The sequence below is a fragment of the Pseudomonas sp. NBRC 111132 genome (assembly GCF_001320565.1).
GTDB classification, from domain to species: Bacteria; Pseudomonadota; Gammaproteobacteria; order Pseudomonadales; family Pseudomonadaceae; genus Aquipseudomonas; species Aquipseudomonas putida_P.
This window is the reverse complement of record NZ_BCBI01000015.1, coordinates 47,988-64,376: the sequence shown is the minus strand read 5'-3', so window position 1 is coordinate 64,376 and position 16,389 is coordinate 47,988. Positions and strand designations below refer to the sequence as shown.

Below are 16,389 nucleotides of genomic sequence, written 5' to 3'. Positions count from 1 at the left end.
TACGCTATGCGCCAGGTTTTGCTCATCGTCGATGTCCAATCCACCTTCAGCCCACCCGAGTGGCTGGTCGATGGCCTGCGGCGTTTGTCGGCCAACATCCCCACCATTGCCTCGGTCGAGTTGCATGATGAACAGGTCACGCCGTTCGAGCGCCAGCTCGGCTGGCACCCGGCCGCCGAGGACGAAAGCCTGGTCGAGGCCGACCAGGTATTCGTCAAGCATGGCTACGGGCAACGTGCCGAGGCGATTGAGTACATTCGGCAATTGGGTGTGGAACGGGTGCTGGTGTGTGGGTTGCAGACCGAAACCTGTGTGCTGGCCGCAGGCTTCGCCCTGTTCGACGCAGGGTTGATGCCAACGCTGGTGACAGACATGACGGTAGGGTCTTCGCTGGACCGCTCGGGCAAGCTCGGTATCGACCTGTGGAAGCACCATTTTCGGCAGGTCACCACCTCATCCGAAGTACTGGCCGAACTGGCCATGCAAGGGTAGTGCATGTAGTCACTTTGCCATCATGCGGTGACAATGCGTATCATTGTCGATTGTAAACCGCTGATCGAGAAGGATCTCCATGCTGAAAATGCTCCGTCTGGCAGCTGTTCTGCTGCCTGTAACCCTGGCCTGGTGTAGCCATGCCCACGCCTTCACCGACGGCACCGACCGTTCCGTCACCCTGGAGAAGATCGCGCAGACGTTCGTGGTACAGAAAGACGGCAGCTTCCGTCTGGATGTCGACAGCGTCATGCTGATCAACGAAGACCGCGCCATCAAGACCAATGCCCAGCACCCGTTGAGCTACAACCGGTCACTGGAAACGCTGGAAGTGGTCGAGGCTTATACGCAAAAGCCCGACGGGCGCAAAGTGCAGGTGGATGCCGCGCACATCAAGGAGCAGCAAGAGCAGGCGTCTGCCCAGGCACCGATGTTCCAGGACTCGGTCAACAAGGTGGTCATCTTCCCCGAGGTTGCGGTGGGTGACCGGCTGGTGCTGCGTTATCAACGTAACCGCTCTACGCCATTGTTCCCTGGGCAGTTCGAAGACATCACCGTGCCGCAGTTCTACCCGGTCGGGCAGTTTTCGCTGACCTACGAGATGCCCCAGGGCATGCCGCTGCAGGCCGATGCCCGTGGTTTCAAGGCGTCGCCGCCTGCCACGAGTGATGGCCGTACAGTGTATCGCTGGGACTATGTACCGGGGGCGCGGGCGCGGATCGAGACGGGGGCGGTGTCGTACCTGGATTACGGCCACTACCTGGCAGTGTCGACGTTCTTAGGGTTCAAGGACTTCGCCCAGGCCTATCAGACCAGGGCCACGGTCGAGGTCACCCCTCAGATCAGCGAGCTGGCGAAGCGCCTGACCGCCGGTGTGCCCACAGCCCGGGAAAAGGCCCTGACCCTCAGTGATTGGGTGCGCCAAAATATCCGCTATGTGGCGGTGTATGTCGGTGCTGGCGGGGTGGTGCCGCATGCCGCGCAAACCGTGCTGGACAACCGCTACGGCGACTGCAAGGACCATGTTGCGCTGCTGGAGGCGCTGCTGAGCGCGGCAGGTATCAGGAGCACACCGGCGCTGGTGAACCAGGGCAACGCCTATGTGTTCCCCAAAGTGCCGACCTTGGGTGTACTGAACCATGTGATCACCTATGTGCCGAGCCTGGACTTGTACCTGGACTCGACCGACCCGTCGATCGCGGCGGGTTACCTGCCGTTGACCGTGCTGAACAAGCGCGTGCTGCTGACGGCCACCGGCGAGTTCGGCAAAACCCCGGCCATGCAGCTGAACCAGGTTTCCAGTGATTTGCTGTTCAAGGTCAAGGCCGATGGTGCCGCCGACTTCACCAACGTTTCCACGGTGAAGGGCTGGGCCAGCGAGATGAGCCGCTTTGGCTTGCAACTGATGAAACCGGCAGACCGCGACATGCTGGTGGAAAAAGTGCTGGCCGCCTACGGCCAGCGCGGCAGTGGTTCGTTCAAGGTCGCGCCGCCCGTGGGCAATGGCGATTTTGTCAGCACCGTCGACGGGCGCACGGAAAACCTGGTCAACCTGCCAGGGCCGGTGGGCGTGGCGACCCTGACCAGCCTGGCGGGCGGTATCTCGCAGAATGTGTACAGCTTCACCCTGGAAAAGGACCGCAACCAGAGCTTTGTGTGCATTTCCAACGACACGGTGGAAACGTCGCGCTTCGAGTTCCCGGCCCAGGTCAACGTGCTGGCGATCCCCAAGCCTGTGAAGGTGCACGATGGCAATGTCGACTACAGCGCGCGTTACACCCAGGATGGCAATGCGGTGGTGGTGGAGCGGCATTTCAAGTTCAGCCGACCGGATGTGGTTTGCACGCCAGAAGACTTCACGGCCATGAAACCGGCCCTGGAGGCGATGATTCGCGACCTGCAGAGCCAGATCATCGTGCAGGCGGGGTAAATGGAAGAGGTGCAATTCGCCCTTACCATTTGCCCAGTGCCTGGTCTGTGACCCAGTCTATGAACGCCCGCACCTGCGGGCGTTTCAGTGCTTGCTGGTGGGCCACGGCATAGTAGGCGAACCGCGCCGGCCATGGCCTGTCCACCGCTACCACCAGCCTGCCGCTGCGCAGGTCTTCTTGCGCGTGGTGGTCCTGCACCAGCGCAATACCTTGCCCAGCCAGCGCCGCACGCAACAGCAGCAGGTCTTCATCGAAGCTCGGGCCGCGGCTGCAGCGGCCATCCACGGTGCAACCATGCGCCTGCAGCCACAAGGGCCAGTCGGCACGTTCGCCATCTTGCAGCAACGGATAATACAGGCAGTCCGCGGGGGCTTCGATCGCTGGCCCGCTGGCCAGCAGCGCAGGGCTTGCCACCGGCAACAGCACAGGTGCCATCAGGGCGATGCTCTGCAGCCCAGGGTAATGCCCCAGGCCATGACGCAGCGCCACATCGACGCGGTCGCGTTGCAAGTCCACCAGCTTCGCTGACGCCTCTACCCGCACCTCGATGTCCGGGTGGCGGGCATTGAAATCGCCCAGGCGCGGTACCAGCCAGGTCGCGGCGAAGGCAGGCACGGTGCTGACGGTCAGGGTGGGCGTGCGGGCCACGGTTTGCAGTTCGGCCAAGGCGCTTTCGATCTGCCCGAAGCCGCGTGACAAGCCCGGATACAGCGTGGTGCCGGCGTCGGTCAGTTGCACGCCCTGTCGGGTGCGTACCAGCAGCGTGACGCCCAGGCGCTCCTCGAGCAGGCGTATCTGCTGGCTAATCGCGCCCGGCGTCACCCCCATATGCTCGGCGGCGGCTTTCAAGGTGCCAAGACGGGCTGTTTCGGAGAACGCGCGCAAGGCAAGCAAGGGCAAGACGGCGCCCATGGGCTGCTCCTGTGTTTAGAAAATCTAAAGTTATATGGCAGAACATATCGTTTCTTATTCCAACCAGTGGTGAATAGGATAACGCTCGGATCAACTGCCAAACATTAGTTTTTCTGAGGGATTGATAGAATGTCCGTTTACGATCCGACGTTGTCGGCTGTTACTCGCGGCGCCGATGCCAGCGCGTTTGCCAACCACCCCGGTTACTGCCGTATGTTCGCCCCCCAGCGGCTGACGCTGGGCGTGTTCCTGCCATTGCGCGCCTACCAGGGCGACATGCATGTATTGCTGGGCCAGGCTGAACAGGTGCGGGCCATTGACCGGCTGGGCTTCGCTGCCGTGTGGGTGCGCGACGTGCCATTGTTCGACCCATCGTTCGGTGATGCTGGGCAGGTGTTCGACCCATTCGCCTACCTGGCCTTCCTGGCCGCTCAGACCCAACGCGTAGCACTGGCCACCGGTAGTGCCATTTTCACCTTGCGTCACCCCATCGACCTGGCAAAAGCAGCGGCGACACTGGACTGCCTGTCGGGCGGGCGGCTGGTGCTGGGTATTGCCTCGGGTGACCGCGCCGTTGAGTTCCCCGCTTATGGCCTGGCCCATGAAGCGCGCGGCGAGCGTTTTGCCCTGGCGGTGGACTATGTGCGCCGATTGCTGGCGGGGCACACGTCGATCGACTCGCCTCTGGGGTTGGTGCGCGATGCCCAGCTGTTGCCCAGGCCGCTGAGTGGGCGTATTCCGTTGGTGGTTACCGGCCGTTCGCAACAAAGCCTGGAGTGGCTGGGCGAGTATGCCGACGGCTGGCTGAGCTACCCGGACGCCAGCCACGATGCCATGGGGCGCACGCGCCTGGCCGAGAAGGTCCGCGCCTGGCGTGCCGCAATCCCTGGCGGCGGCTTCCGCCCGCACTTGACCAACGAGTGGATTGACCTGGTCGATGACCCGCATTTTCCACGCACACCCGTGCAGGGCGGCTACGTGTTGAAAACCGGGCGTCAGGGGCTGATCGACTTGCTAGGCGAGTGGCAGGCGGCAGGGGTCAACCATGCCGCGCTGGGCATTCACAAGGCGCAACGGCCTGTGGCAGATATCCTCCAGGAGCTGGCGCAAGAGGTGCTACCGCTATTCCCCAGCCTGCCGGGGCCGCAGCCAATGTGTCAGGACTGGTAGATGCCCGGCGGGCTGGGCGCTGAGTCGCAGACCGGTCAGAAATCCCAGCGGGTGGTGACCATCAGGTTGCGTGGTTCGCCATAGTAGGTCGTATCGAAGTTGCCCAGCCCGGTCAGGTAGACCTTGTCGAACACGTTGTTGGCGTTGACCGTAAAACTCAGGTGCTCGTTGTACTGGTAGCGGGCCATCAAGTCGACCAGGGTGTAGCCGCCTTGCTTGATGCGGGTGTAGTCATTGGCGACCGGGCTGTAGATGTTGCCATAGAAGCCGCTTTGCCACCTCAGCCCGCCGCCTACGGTCACCGGATCGAGTACACCAGGCAGGCGGTAGGTATTGAACAGCCGCACTACGTGTTCAGGCTTGGTGGTTGCCAACGGGAAGCCGAATATCCGCTGGTCGTCGGCATCGCGGGTACGGGCATAGGTATAGCCGGCGGTGATGTTCCAGCCGGGCGCCAGTTCGCCGGCCAGTTCCAGTTCGACACCTTTGGTGGTTGCACCGTCGATAGCTTTGTAGATGCCTTCGTTGGTTACCGGGTTGGTGCCGACGTTGGAGGCGACGTTATCTTGCTCGATGCGGAAGAACGCCAGGGTGCCGTTCAGCCGGCCATCGAACCAGGCGGCCTTGAAACCTGCTTCATAACCATCGCCTTCCACCGGTGCCAAGGTCGCGCCGTTGATGTCCTTGTACACTTGCGGCTGGTAAATGGAGGTGTAGCTGGCATAGGCCGAGTAGGTGTCGTCCAGGTCGTAGACCACGCCCGCGTAGGGGGTGACCACACCGTGTTCCTTGTAGCTCGCGTGGGTGTCGCTCAGCGAAGACGTTGGGTAATAGTCTTCATCATCGTTGTACTTGAAGGTGCTGACGCGGGTGCCAAGGATGACCGAAAGCTTGTCGGTCGGCCGCAGGCGGGTGGCCACATAGGCGCCGTTCTGGCTTTGCGTGGTGGTGTAGTCGCCGTTTTTCGGGAAGTGCTGCTCGGGCAGTTTGCCGTTCCAGTCGAAGATGGAACCGGGCACCCTCTCGAATGCGCTGCCGTCGTAGGTATCACCGGTCTGCCGCGAATGCGAGGTCATGAAGCCTGCCACCAGGTCATGCTCGCGGCCGAACAGGGTGAACGGCCCGGATACATTCAAGTCTGCGGTGTTTTGCACGCGGTGGCCTTCCCAGCGCCCCCAATACAGGAACATCCCTTCGCCGGTGACCGGGTCCGGGTTGCCGCCGCTGGCAGAAGCCAGGCGTGTGTCGTGATCGCTGATCATGTGGTTGAGGCTGAATTTGACCTTCCAGTCATTGACCAGGGCCTGCTCCAGCGAGCTGAAGTAGGTGGTGGACTGGAAGTCGCGACGGCTCCAGTCGGCTGCCGGGTTGTGTGCGCGCGAAAAGTCGGTGCGGCTGCCGTCGGAGAAGTACGTCGGGTTGCCGGTCCAGGACGACCCGCGCGGGGTAGTGGCCTGGTTGTCGATGCCGAATGTCAGCAGCGTGTCGGGTGTCAGGTCGGCTTCGACAATGCCGTAGTAGACGTCCTTTTTCTGCTTGTAGTGGTCCAGGTACGACTTGCGGTCCTGGTAGGCACCCACCAGGCGGCCGCGCACGCTACCGCTGTCGTTGAGCGAACCGGAAATGTCACCTTCGGTGCGGTAGTTGTCCCAGGAGCCGGCGCTGGCGGTGATCGACGCCTTGAAGTCGTGAGTGGGCTTCTTGCGCACCAGGTTGACCGTGGCAGATGGGTCGCCAGAGCCGGTCATCAGGCCGGTCGCGCCCTTGATGACTTCGATACGGTCATAGGCGGCCATGTCGACATGGGTTACGCCCTCGTCGTAGACCCCGTCATAGATGGTGTTGATGCCATCGTACTGGTAATTGGTGATGGCAAAGCCGCGTGCGGAGTACTCCATGCGTTCGCTGTCATAAGCCTGGACTGACACCCCAGGCGTGTTGCGCAGCACGTCGCCGATGTCTTGCGAGCCGTGGTCGTCCATGACCTGGCGAGTGATCACGCTGACCGACTGCGGTGTCTCACGCAGGGTCAGTGGCAGCTTGGTTGCAGTGGTAGAACCACCGGTGGTGTACGCACCGGTACCCTCGGTGACGTTACCCAGCCCCAGGGCATCGACGCGGCTGGGTGCCAACTCCACCACATCGCCCTCGCCGGTGTTCAACAGCAGCGAATAGCGCCCGTCACTTTCCTGTATGGCTTGCAACCCGGTACCGCCCAGCAGCATTCGCAAGGCCTGCTCTACGCCATAGCGCCCGTCGAGTGCCGGCGAACGTTTACCGCGCGTCAAGTGCGTGTCGAACGACAGCACGATGCCGGACTGCGCAGCGAACTGAGTCAGTGTTTCGCCTAAGTCACCCTGCGGCAGGTGGTAATCATGGGCTTGGCTGGCACAGGCGGCGCCGGGCCCACCGAGCAGGGCAGCCAGCATCAGGCAGGTGCGCAGGCCTGGCGCAGTGAAAGGCCTGGGGTTGAAGCGGCGGGTCATGTTTGCGTTTCTCATGTAGGTAAGTGTCGGGTTACCTATGAGTCGGATAAGCCGCAGCAAAGTGATCAGGTAGGGCGAGTTTATTTACACCGCCGTGACCGTTACCCAGTAGCGTGTGCGCGCTTGCACCTGCACCGGCAGGGACGTGGCCAGTGCCCGCAGAATCTGGTCGGTATCACTCAGCTTGTAGGTGCCGCTGATGCGTAGGCCTGCCACCGACTGCGCGCAGCGCAGCCAGCCCGGGCGGTAGCGTGAAAGGTTGGCGATGAACGTGTCCAGGCGCTGATCGTTGGCAATCAGCAAACCCTGGCCCCAGGCATCAGCTGCCAGCGCGACAGCTTCCACCGAGGAGAAGCCCTGTTCGTTGAACTGGCAACGCTGGCCGCTCGCTAGCTGAAGGGTTTGGCCCGAAGCCAGCTTCACCTGTGCCTGCTGGGCGAACACCTCAAGGCTGCTGCTGTCTTCGAACAGCCGCACGGCAAAGCGGCTTTCGCCGGCCTCGATGGTGCCGTTACGGGTAACGACTTTACAGGTCTGGCGTGCCGGCACCGTTACCATCAACTCACCTTGGCGCAGGCGCAGCCACGGCGCTTCGCGCAGGTCACCTACATCCGTTGCCGAGGCAGTGTTGAGGACCACCGCAGTGCCATTGTTCAGCAGTAGCGAACGCTGTTCGCCTACGCCGGTACGCACGTCTGCCAGCCACGCAGACTGCTTCACCTCCCGGTAGCCACCCAGGCTCAGAGCACCGCCGCCCAGAAGCACCAAGCCGGCCTTGACCACCCGCCGCCGGCTGGCGTGCCGGCCGTGTGCCGCCAGCGCCAGCACGCGTGCCGAAGCGGGGTTTTCGCTTGCTGCCATGCGCGTTTGCAGCCGCTCGGCCTGCTGCCAGGCCCAGCTATTGACGGGTGTCGCATTCAGCCACAGCTGCCAGGCTGAATAGTCACTGGCCTGCACGTCACCGCTGTTGAGCTGGCTGAACCAGTGCGCAGCCTGGCGCAACGAAGCCCGCTGCTCGGCATCCAGGTGCACGCTCACAGGCCTAGGCCAAGGCTGTAGATCATGCAGTGCTCGGCCGCTTTGGCAACGTAACGGCGCACACTGACTTCGGAAATGCCCAGCTGCGCGGCGATTTGCTTGTAGGGCATGCCATCGATCTGCGAAAGCAGAAATGCCTCGCGCACCTTGGGCCCGAGCGAGGCCAGCATGGCGTCGAGTTCGAACAGGGTTTGCAGCAGGGCCAGGCGTTGCTCGGGGGAGATGTCCAGTGCTTCGGGTTGCTCGGCGAGCACCTGCAGCCAGGCCCGTTCCAGGTGCACGCGGCGCAGGTGGTCGATCATCAGACGGCGTGCGATGGTTGCCAGGTAACCTTTGGGTTCGCGCACGGCTTCGAGTTTTACCGCAGCGTCGGCGGCAGACATGACGCGCACGAACACATCCTGAACGAGGTCTGCGGCCAGGTGGCTGCAGTTGACTCGCGGTTTAAGCCAGTTATGCAGCCATTTGCTCTGGGCCCGGTATAGCTGGCTGACTTGGGAAGTGAACGCTACGTCCGGGGTACTCATCCATGCCGCCTGAAAATGCTTGCAAATGTTAATGGTTCGCATTTTAGGCAGAGTGTTTCAGGCTTTGCAATCACTGCTCCTGTGCCGGCAAGTCAGCTCAGGCTGAGGTGGCGCGCTCGGCAGGGTCTGCTCCGCGCGCCGGGTTGTGCTTGTTTCTGCGGGTAAACAGCAGACGTATCATGGTATTCCAGCAATAGGCCACCAGCACCCCACCAGCGAGTGCCAGGGCCACCTCGAACAGCGGGTGCCTGGACACATGGTCCGCCACGGACTGGAACTGGAAATGCGTCAGGTAGATAAACAAGGTTGAAGAGGCGATCACGGCGCCTGCCCGGGCAACCAGGGCCGGGACCGGCACCGAGCGAAACCAGATCAGCGCCAGCATCGCCGGCAGGGCGATGTCGACATAGCGCGTGAACGCTTCCCAGCCAACACCGGCCACCGCCATCAGGTCCAGCTCGCCGACCACCAGCACGGCTACTGCGCTGGCCACCCATTTACGCGCGGTGGTGTCGGCGTGGTGCACGGCCATGCCCAGCACCATCACCGCCAGGAAGTGCTGCGGTACCCGGTGGAGCAGGGCACTGGCGTCGAATACGAACTGGTTGATGAGCACATCCAGCGCCACCAGCGCACAGGCCGCGATGATCAGGCAGCGGAACGGGTCGGCCACGACGACCCGGCGCACGCGCCTGATCGACAGCAGCAGGCCAATGATCACGATCATCTGCACCAGCACTTCGATGTACCAGTAGTTGAACAGGCTGACCTCGCTGGCCGGGAACCAGTTGGACACCAGCAGCAGCGATTGCCAGTGCAACCGGTCGAACACCAGCTGGATCAGTGCTGTGTACAACAGCGTCGGCACCACGATGGCTGCCAACGACCTGAGCAGCGTGCGTGCATCACCACGTGCTTCGATGGCCTTGAGCTGAAAGCGTGCCAGGCTGATGCCGGAAACCAGGAACAATACCGAGGTTTCACCGACGATCAGCCAGTGGTCGAATTCGCTCAGGTGGCCAACCACAATCAGGATGATGGCGAGCATGCGCACGAACACCGGCATTTCCATCACCCGCCACGCGCCCTTGGGCGGCGCGCTCAGCTCGGCCAGTTGGCACACTGGCAGGGTTTCCCAGCGCTCTGGCAGGTGGCCGATCAGCGCTTCCAACACCCGCGAGGCCTGCACGAAAGATATCGAGTCGCCACCCAGCTCGACAAAGCTCAACCTGGCGTCCAGGCGCGGCACCTGGAGAATGCGTGCCCAGGCCGTGCTGAGCTTTTCGGCCAGCGGGGACAACATTTGGTTGGCACTGTCGTCGAAGGGGGCAGGCAGGGCGCGTTTGTCGACCTTGCCGTTGGGCGTGAGCGGTAGGGCATCCAGGAACACGAACAGCGCCGGCACCATATAGTCCGGCAACTGGCCGGCGAGCGCCTGGCGCAGCTCGTCAGCCCGGGTAGCCTGCTGTGCGACGCAATAGGCAACCAGGCGGGTCGCCCCGCCATCCTGGTTGGCCACCACCACGCATTGCCCGATGTGTGGTTGACGGGTGATGGCGTTCTCGATTTCCGCCAGCTCGATGCGATGGCCGCGGATTTTCACCTGGCTGTCACCGCGCCCCAGAAAACTGGCGCTGCCATCGGCCAGGTAGGTGCCCAGGTCACCGGTGCGATAACAGCGGTCGCTTGCACTGCCGGTGAACGGGTTGGCGATGAACTTGGCCTCGGTCAGTGCCGGGTCGTTCCAGTAGCCCAGCGACAGGTACGGGCTGCGGATCAGGATTTCGCCGGTTTCACCTTCGCTGACCAACTGGTTGGCCGGGTTGACCACCAGCAACTGCGCATCGGCAATGCCTTTGCCCAAGGGTACGCGGGCATCGACCGCCTCCGGTTCGAGGGTATGGAAAGCCATGGCTTGCGGGGTTTCGGTGGTGCCGTAGAAGTTCACATTGACGGCATTCGGTGCGATGGCGCGCACCTGCTGGTACTGCGCCGGGCTGAGCGCATCACCGCCCCAGAACAGGTAGCGCAGTTGGCCGAGCACCTGGCTATTCATGTGTGCGCCGGTTTCGATCAGCTTGCCCAGTGGTGGGGTGAGGTGGATCACGCTCACGCCGTGCTGGTGAATCCAGCTGGCCAGCCGTGAGGGGTCGGTCAAGGTCGACTGGGCCGGGCAGGCGAGGGTCGCGCCGATCGACAGTGGCGTGAACACGTCGCGGTACACCGGGTCATGACCCAGGCCGGAAAGCAGCGAGAAGGTGTCAGCTTGGGTGAAGCCATGCTGTTGCACATGCCAGTCGATGAAGTGCACCAACGGCGCGTGGTGGGTGACGATGCCCTTGGGCTCGCCGGTGCTGCCCGAGGTGAAGGTGATGTAGGCCGGTTGCTCGGGGCTGACAGCGGGCAGCGCGACAGGTTGGCGAGGGAAGGCTTGCTGTGCTGCAGTGGGGGCTTCTGGCACCGCAGCGACAATGAACTGGCCGGCGTCCACGGTTGCCTCGCCGCAGCGCAGGACCACGGCAGGCTTCAGGGTGCTGACGATTTGCTTGATGCGCACGGCGGGGTAGGCGGCGTCGGCCACGGTGAAGGCCAGGCCGGCGCGCAGGCAGCCGAGCATGGCGTACACCAGCGCAGCGCTTCGGCTGGCGACGATGACCACACGATCGGCGCCGCTGGCAGCGTTTTCTACCAAAAATGCGGCAATGCCCTGACTGATCTGCTCCAGTTGGGTGTAGCTGCAGGTGGTGTGCTGGGCAATGATGGCAGTGGCATCCGGGCAGCGGCTGGCTTGCTTGAGAAAAGCCTGATGAATCGGCTGCTCGGCACGGTACTCCAGGCGCAGCGTCGGGTTCGGGCGCAGGTCCGGCATGATGGGTGAAGGCTCCGCATGAACGTTGGGGCTGGCTGGTAGCACAACGCTAGTGCAGGGTGGCCGATGGCGCCAATGATTGGAGGCTGCCTTGCGATAGCCGGGTTGGCACGACACTGATTTCGCAGCCAGTCCTAGTGCCCTGTGGGAGCGGGTTTACCCGCGAAGAATCCAACGCGGTGCCTGGCACCGGCTGTGCCGGTGTTCGCGGGTAAACCCGCTCCCACAGAGTGGACTGCCCCTGCTAAATCAATCGGTACTTGTTTGCAAAGCCCGAGGCCGCTGGCTGCGCTGTTCATCATCGGCGCTGGCCGCCGCCTGCAGGCAAAAATCGAACACCACCCGCGCCACTCCGTCCGCAAGCTGTTCAACCTCACCCACCAGCCCGTCACGGGTGGCATGGGCAAAGTCATCCCACAAATATTCGTCCCCCGCCAGGTTGATCTGCGTGGTCAGGTGCCGATACCCCGGTGCGCTGATGAAAAAGTGGATATGCGCGGGCCGCTGGCCATGGCGGCCCAACTGGTCCAGGCAGGCTTGGGTCGGCCCGTCGGCCGGGCAGCCATAGCCGCTGGGTACGATGCTGCGGGCGCGATAGCGGCCCTGGGCATCCGTGCGGATACGCCGGCGCAGGTTGTACTCGGCCTGGCTGGTGTCGAAGTAGGAGTACAGCCCCTGGGTATTGGCGTGCCACACATCGACGATGGCCCCGGCCAGCGGTTTGCCGTGCACGTCCAGCACCTGGCCTTCGAGCAGCATTGGCTGGCCCAGGTCGTGGCCATCGTCCAGCCGAGCTTCGCCTTCGCACAGCGGCGCGCCAGCCACGTACAACGGGCCTTCGATGGTGCGCGGTGTACCGCCGGCATAGCCGGCCTGGCGATCGCGGGCATCGCTGAGCAGGTCGAGGAAGTGCTCCAGGCCAAGCCCCGCCATCAGCAGGCCCGCTTCGTTGCGCCCGCCTAGGCGATTGAGGTAGTCCACCGCTAGCCAGAATTCGTCGTCGCTGATCGCCAGGTCTTCGATCAGCCTGGCGCTGTCCTGCAGGATGCGCAGCACGACCTGCTTCAGGCGTGGGTTGCCCTGGTCGTTGCCTATGCCTGCGGCCTTGGCGAAAAAGGCCTGCACGTCGGGGGAATGGGATATCGCTACAGTCATGGTTGCCTCACCGGTCGTTGTTGTTATTGCGGTGCAAAGGCTTGAGCAAATGCAATGCCAGGTTGGTAACACGCTGAAATCAGGCAGTTTTGTTGTTCAGGCGGGGGTGAAAGCGGGCGCAGGCTCGATCATTTGATCAACCTGCGCCAGTGTCATTGCGCAAATGCTCAAGGCTTGTCGGGGGCTTTCTTCAGCCGATAGGCAAGGGCAGGGCGGGTTACGCCGAGCAGGCGCGCGGCTTCAGAAACATTCTGCCCGCAGCGCTGCATGGCTTCCTGCATCAGCGCGTCTTCGACGGCATCCAGGCCAGTACCGCTGTCGAGAATCTGCGCCACCCAGCCAGGCGCAGCCTGGTCACTGGCCGCGACCAGCCGGCCATCGCTACCCAGGCCGATGCTGTCGATAGCCGGCGGCTCATGCGGGAACAGCGCGTCCAGGCCGATGCTCTGGTTCTCGTCGGTGATGATCACGCCGCGCTCCATCAGGTTTTCCAGCTCGCGGATGTTGCCTGGCCAGTCGTATTGCAAGCACACCTGCAGCGCTCGGTCGCTCAGACCACGGGTTTTCTTGCCGTAGCTTTGGTGCAGGCGGCCGAGAAAGTGCTCGATCAGCAGCGGGATGTCTTCGCGGCGCTCACGCAGCGCCGGAATGTGCACGGGGAACACGTTCAGCCGGTAGAACAGGTCGGCACGGAAACGCCCGTCCTTGACCGCCTGTTCGAGGTTCTCGTGGGTGGCAGCGATCACCCGCACGTCCACCGGCCGCGTACGGCTGTCGCCCACCCGCTCCAGTTCGCCCTCCTGCAGCACGCGCAGCAGGCTGGCCTGGGCTCGCGGGGTTAACTCGACGATCTCGTCCAGGAACAGCGTGCCGCCGTTGGCCCGCTCGAAGCGCCCCATGCGAGCCTGCTGGGCGCCGGTGTAGGCGCCTTTCTCGACGCCGAACAGCTCGGCTTCGATCAGGTCTGGCGGGATGGTCGCGCAGTTCAGCGCGACGAATGCCGCGCCGGCACGCTCACTGCGCAGGTGCAGGCTGCGGGCGATCACTTCCTTGCCCACCCCGGCTTCACCCAGCAGCAATACCGAGGCCTTGCCTGGGGCGACCTTGTCGGTGAGCGCGCAGCAGCGCCGGTAAACCGCCGACTGGCCAATGCCGTAGAACTGCCCTGACTCGTATTGCAGGCGCTGGCGCAGGTTGGCTACCTGCACCTGCAGCGATTGCAGCTCGTCGATTACCGGGTCGCTCTGGAAGTAGCGCAGGAAGGTCTCGGCATCGTCCCATTGCTCCACCGGCTTGCCGATGATGCGGCACTCGCTACCACCGCAGCCACGGCAGCTGACTTCCTTGTACAGCACCTGACGGCCAAGGAAGAACGAGCTGTAGCTGATGGCGTAGCCGAGCAGCATCCAGCACACCGGCTGCTCGGAATGCAGGCCTTCTGACTGGCAGTTTTCCACCTCGAAGGAATCCTGCCACTCGATGTCGGCGTAGAAGTGGCCGTTGTCCAGGTCGATTTCCAGTTGCTGCGGGCGCACCTTGACCATGCCTTTGAGCGAGTGCAACTGCGGGCCGATGAAGAACATTTCCACCGGGTTGCCGTTGGGCCGCAGCTTGCGGGCAAGCTCGGCGTCCTTCAGGCCTGACTGGTAGCCCAGGCGTAGGAAGAAGCCTTTGGCCCGTTCTTCGCCGAGCATTTCGATCAGCTCGCGACGCATGCTGGCCATGGTCGCAGCTTGCACCAGCAGCATGCGTTGTTCGTCCAGCCAGATCTTGCCTTCGGTGCCTTCGAACCGTACCCGCTCGGTCAGGTCTTTCAGCGCCGGTGCAGGTTCAGGCGCCCTGTACTGGGTAATCATTCGCTTGCGCCCCTTGCTTGTAGTTGTATGGGGATTTGGCGTGCACCCGCTCAGGCTGGGCGGGTTTATCGGTCACGCCGAAACGACCTCGGTGTTGCAGGCAAGGCCCGGGTCGCTCTCTTTTCTAAACCGCCTGAAAGCCGCGCAAAAGTCAATCGCTGGCCGCATTGGCCATTTGCTCCATCCGCCTTGGCCCGATTGAGCAAATGATCAAACGAGCAGGCTTCTGTGTGCGGGCAGGGCCACGTCCGGTTAGCGTCAGTAGAAATTAAAACTCATAAAAAACAATGAGTTGAATGAATTTTTATTTGATTTGAAAGTGCCTGGCACAGCCGTTGCTCTAGCCCTTGGCACGTCCAGCCGGAGCACCAGCGCATGACCTCAGCCACCCCTTCTTTCGAACAGATGCCGCGCTACGTCCGCGTACGCAGCGAACCGGATGCGGCCTTTGTCGAGTTCGACTTCGCCATCGGTTACCCGGACCTGTTCGTCGAACTGGTCCTGCCGCGCACTGCCTTCGCCAGCTTCTGCGCCAGCAACCGAGTGCGCCACATGGATGCCGCGATGGCCGCTGCCGTCGATGCCGACATGCAGAAGTGGCGCTATGGCGAAAGCCGCGACGCGGACGAGTGAAGCGCCGCTTGCCGGCGCATTGCATCCCCACAACAACAAGTACAGGACGCCTTGCATGAGTATCGAGATCAAGACGGCCACGGTCGAGCCGATCCGCCAGACCTTCAGCCACACCCGCCGCCGTTTCGGTGACAAGCCGGCCAGCCGTTATCAGGAAGCCAGCTTCGACATCGAAGCCGCCAGCAACTTCCACTACCGCCCGCTGTGGCAGCCCGACAAGCTGCTCAACGACCCCAGCCGCACTGCCGTGCAAATGGCCGACTGGTACGCCGTCAGCGACCCGCGCCAGTATTACTACGGCACCTACGTGCAGGCCCGGGCCCGCATGCAGGAAAACGCCGAGCACAGTTTTGCCTTCTGCGAAAAACGCGAACTGCTGACCAGCCTGCCTGCCGAAACCCGCGCCCTGATCGCGCGCCTGTTGCTACCGCTGCGCCATGCCGAACTGGGCGCCAACATGAACAACAGTGGCATTGCCGCCGACGCGTTCGGCACCAGCGTCACCCAGATGCACATGTTCCACGCCATGGACCGCCTGGCCATTGCCCAATATCTGTCGCGCATGGGGCTGTTGCTGGAGGACGACGGCCTGGCACTGCTGGCCGAAGCCAAGCAGCGCTGGCTGGACGAGCCAGCCTGGCAAGGGCTGCGCCGTTACGTGGAGGACAGCCTGGTGCTGCGCGATTGGTTCGAACTGAGCCTGGCGCAGAACCTGGTCAGCGATGGCCTGCTGTACCCGCTGTTGTTCGAGCACTACGACGCGCAACTGGTGGCCGCCGGGGCAGGGCAGCTGGGCATGCTCACCGAGTTCATGCGCCTGTGGTTCGCCGAGAGCCAGCGCTGGGTCGATGCCCTGGTCAAGACCGTGGTTGCCGAAAGCCCGCACAACCGTCAGTTGATCGAGGGCTGGGTCAGCCAATGGCGCGGCCGCGCCGTGCAAGCGCTGCTGCCACTGGCCGAGGCCGGCCCCGGCCGCGACGCGCTGGATGCCTGTGACAGTGCCTTCGGCGCACGCCTGAAAAAACTCGGCCTCAGTGGAGATGCCGCATGACTTCCCTCGTTTATATCGCCTTCCAGGACAACGACAGCGCCCGCTACATCGTCGAGGCCATCACCCAGGACAACCCCCATGCCCAGGTGCAGCACCAGCCGGCGATGATCCGCGTGCAGGCCGAAGGGCGCCTGGAAATTCACCGCGCCACGGTGGAAGACAAGCTTGGCCGTGAATGGGACGTGCAGGAAATGCTGATCGACGTGATCACCCTCGGCGGCAACGTCGAGGAAGACGAAGACTGCTTCGCCCTGCACTGGAACTGATCC

Annotated in this window: 13 protein-coding genes; 6 read left to right on the top strand and 7 right to left on the bottom strand. The window is 63.0% G+C overall.

What is annotated here, in order from left to right:
- Positions 1 to 6 precede the first annotated feature (6 nt).
- Together APH35_RS09820 and APH35_RS09815 are read left to right on the top strand one after the other, a co-directional pair.
- Positions 7 to 492 carry an isochorismatase family cysteine hydrolase gene (locus APH35_RS09820; RefSeq protein WP_012272942.1) on the top strand — a complete coding sequence of 162 codons (486 nt, stop codon included), beginning with the start codon at positions 7 to 9 and terminating at the stop codon, positions 490 to 492.
- Positions 493 to 571: 79 nt separating this feature from the next.
- Positions 572 to 2,422: a DUF3857 domain-containing transglutaminase family protein gene (locus APH35_RS09815; protein WP_060514704.1), complete on the top strand. Its 1,851-nt coding sequence runs from the start codon at positions 572 to 574 to the stop codon at positions 2,420 to 2,422.
- Between the two features lie 22 nt (positions 2,423 to 2,444).
- Here the strand turns inward: APH35_RS09815 and APH35_RS09810 are convergent, their stop codons facing one another.
- Positions 2,445 to 3,335, bottom strand: a complete 891-nt coding sequence (locus tag APH35_RS09810; RefSeq protein WP_060514703.1) for a LysR substrate-binding domain-containing protein — start codon at positions 3,333 to 3,335, stop codon at positions 2,445 to 2,447.
- 150 nt (positions 3,336 to 3,485) lie between these two features.
- Here APH35_RS09810 and APH35_RS09805 point away from each other — a divergent pair, with 150 nt between their 5' ends.
- Positions 3,486 to 4,505 (top strand): LLM class oxidoreductase, encoded by a 1,020-nt coding sequence (locus tag APH35_RS09805; RefSeq protein ID WP_060514721.1) that lies wholly within the window; start codon positions 3,486 to 3,488, stop codon positions 4,503 to 4,505.
- Positions 4,506 to 4,540: 35 nt separating this feature from the next.
- Here the strand turns inward: APH35_RS09805 and APH35_RS09800 are convergent, their stop codons facing one another.
- The 6 genes from APH35_RS09800 to APH35_RS09775 all read right to left on the bottom strand — a co-directional run bounded on the left by APH35_RS09800 (position 4,541) and on the right by APH35_RS09775 (position 14,436).
- On the bottom strand, positions 4,541 to 6,991 hold the full coding sequence (locus tag APH35_RS09800) for a TonB-dependent siderophore receptor (RefSeq protein ID WP_060514702.1): 2,451 nt from the start codon (positions 6,989 to 6,991) through the stop codon (positions 4,541 to 4,543).
- 84 nt (positions 6,992 to 7,075) lie between these two features.
- Positions 7,076 to 8,029 carry a FecR domain-containing protein gene (locus tag APH35_RS09795; protein ID WP_256213749.1) on the bottom strand — a complete coding sequence of 318 codons (954 nt, stop codon included), beginning with the start codon at positions 8,027 to 8,029 and terminating at the stop codon, positions 7,076 to 7,078.
- The gene (locus APH35_RS09790) at positions 8,026 to 8,556 is read right to left on the bottom strand and encodes a sigma-70 family RNA polymerase sigma factor (protein ID WP_012272936.1); all 531 of its coding nucleotides are present in this window, start codon (positions 8,554 to 8,556) and stop codon (positions 8,026 to 8,028) included. Before APH35_RS09790 ends, APH35_RS09795 begins: the two co-directional genes overlap by 4 nt.
- Before the next feature lie 97 nt (positions 8,557 to 8,653).
- Positions 8,654 to 11,425 (bottom strand): amino acid adenylation domain-containing protein, encoded by a 2,772-nt coding sequence (locus APH35_RS09785; RefSeq protein WP_060514701.1) that lies wholly within the window; start codon positions 11,423 to 11,425, stop codon positions 8,654 to 8,656.
- A gap of 249 nt (positions 11,426 to 11,674) precedes the next feature.
- Positions 11,675 to 12,580, bottom strand: a complete 906-nt coding sequence (gene catA, locus APH35_RS09780) for a catechol 1,2-dioxygenase (RefSeq protein ID WP_012272934.1) — start codon at positions 12,578 to 12,580, stop codon at positions 11,675 to 11,677.
- Between the two features lie 167 nt (positions 12,581 to 12,747).
- On the bottom strand, positions 12,748 to 14,436 hold the full coding sequence (locus APH35_RS09775) for a sigma-54-dependent Fis family transcriptional regulator (protein WP_060514700.1): 1,689 nt from the start codon (positions 14,434 to 14,436) through the stop codon (positions 12,748 to 12,750).
- A 375-nt stretch (positions 14,437 to 14,811) separates the two neighbouring features.
- Here APH35_RS09775 and APH35_RS09770 point away from each other — a divergent pair, with 375 nt between their 5' ends.
- From APH35_RS09770 to APH35_RS09760, 3 genes are read left to right on the top strand one after another with little or no spacing between them, the layout of a single operon-like run.
- Positions 14,812 to 15,069, top strand: coding sequence for a phenol hydroxylase subunit (locus tag APH35_RS09770; protein WP_012272932.1), 258 nt, complete (start codon positions 14,812 to 14,814; stop codon positions 15,067 to 15,069).
- A 55-nt stretch (positions 15,070 to 15,124) separates the two neighbouring features.
- Positions 15,125 to 16,120 (top strand): aromatic/alkene monooxygenase hydroxylase subunit beta, encoded by a 996-nt coding sequence (locus tag APH35_RS09765; protein ID WP_060514699.1) that lies wholly within the window; start codon positions 15,125 to 15,127, stop codon positions 16,118 to 16,120.
- Positions 16,117 to 16,386 carry an MmoB/DmpM family protein gene (locus APH35_RS09760; RefSeq protein WP_012272930.1) on the top strand — a complete coding sequence of 90 codons (270 nt, stop codon included), beginning with the start codon at positions 16,117 to 16,119 and terminating at the stop codon, positions 16,384 to 16,386. Before APH35_RS09765 ends, APH35_RS09760 begins: the two co-directional genes overlap by 4 nt.
- Positions 16,387 to 16,389 lie beyond the last annotated feature (3 nt).

Coding starts and splice junctions, on each gene's coding strand:
- APH35_RS09820 (WP_012272942.1), top strand. CDS start 7: ATGCGCCAGGTTTTGCTCATCGTCGATGTCCAATCCACCTTCAGCCCA.
- APH35_RS09815 (WP_060514704.1), top strand. CDS start 572: ATGCTGAAAATGCTCCGTCTGGCAGCTGTTCTGCTGCCTGTAACCCTG.
- APH35_RS09810 (WP_060514703.1), bottom strand. CDS start 3,335: ATGGGCGCCGTCTTGCCCTTGCTTGCCTTGCGCGCGTTCTCCGAAACA.
- APH35_RS09800 (WP_060514702.1), bottom strand. CDS start 6,991: ATGACCCGCCGCTTCAACCCCAGGCCTTTCACTGCGCCAGGCCTGCGC.
- APH35_RS09790 (WP_012272936.1), bottom strand. CDS start 8,556: ATGAGTACCCCGGACGTAGCGTTCACTTCCCAAGTCAGCCAGCTATAC.
- APH35_RS09785 (WP_060514701.1), bottom strand. CDS start 11,425: ATGCCGGACCTGCGCCCGAACCCGACGCTGCGCCTGGAGTACCGTGCC.
- catA (WP_012272934.1), bottom strand. CDS start 12,580: ATGACTGTAGCGATATCCCATTCCCCCGACGTGCAGGCCTTTTTCGCC.
- APH35_RS09775 (WP_060514700.1), bottom strand. CDS start 14,436: ATGATTACCCAGTACAGGGCGCCTGAACCTGCACCGGCGCTGAAAGAC.
- APH35_RS09770 (WP_012272932.1), top strand. CDS start 14,812: ATGACCTCAGCCACCCCTTCTTTCGAACAGATGCCGCGCTACGTCCGC.
- APH35_RS09765 (WP_060514699.1), top strand. CDS start 15,125: ATGAGTATCGAGATCAAGACGGCCACGGTCGAGCCGATCCGCCAGACC.
- APH35_RS09760 (WP_012272930.1), top strand. CDS start 16,117: ATGACTTCCCTCGTTTATATCGCCTTCCAGGACAACGACAGCGCCCGC.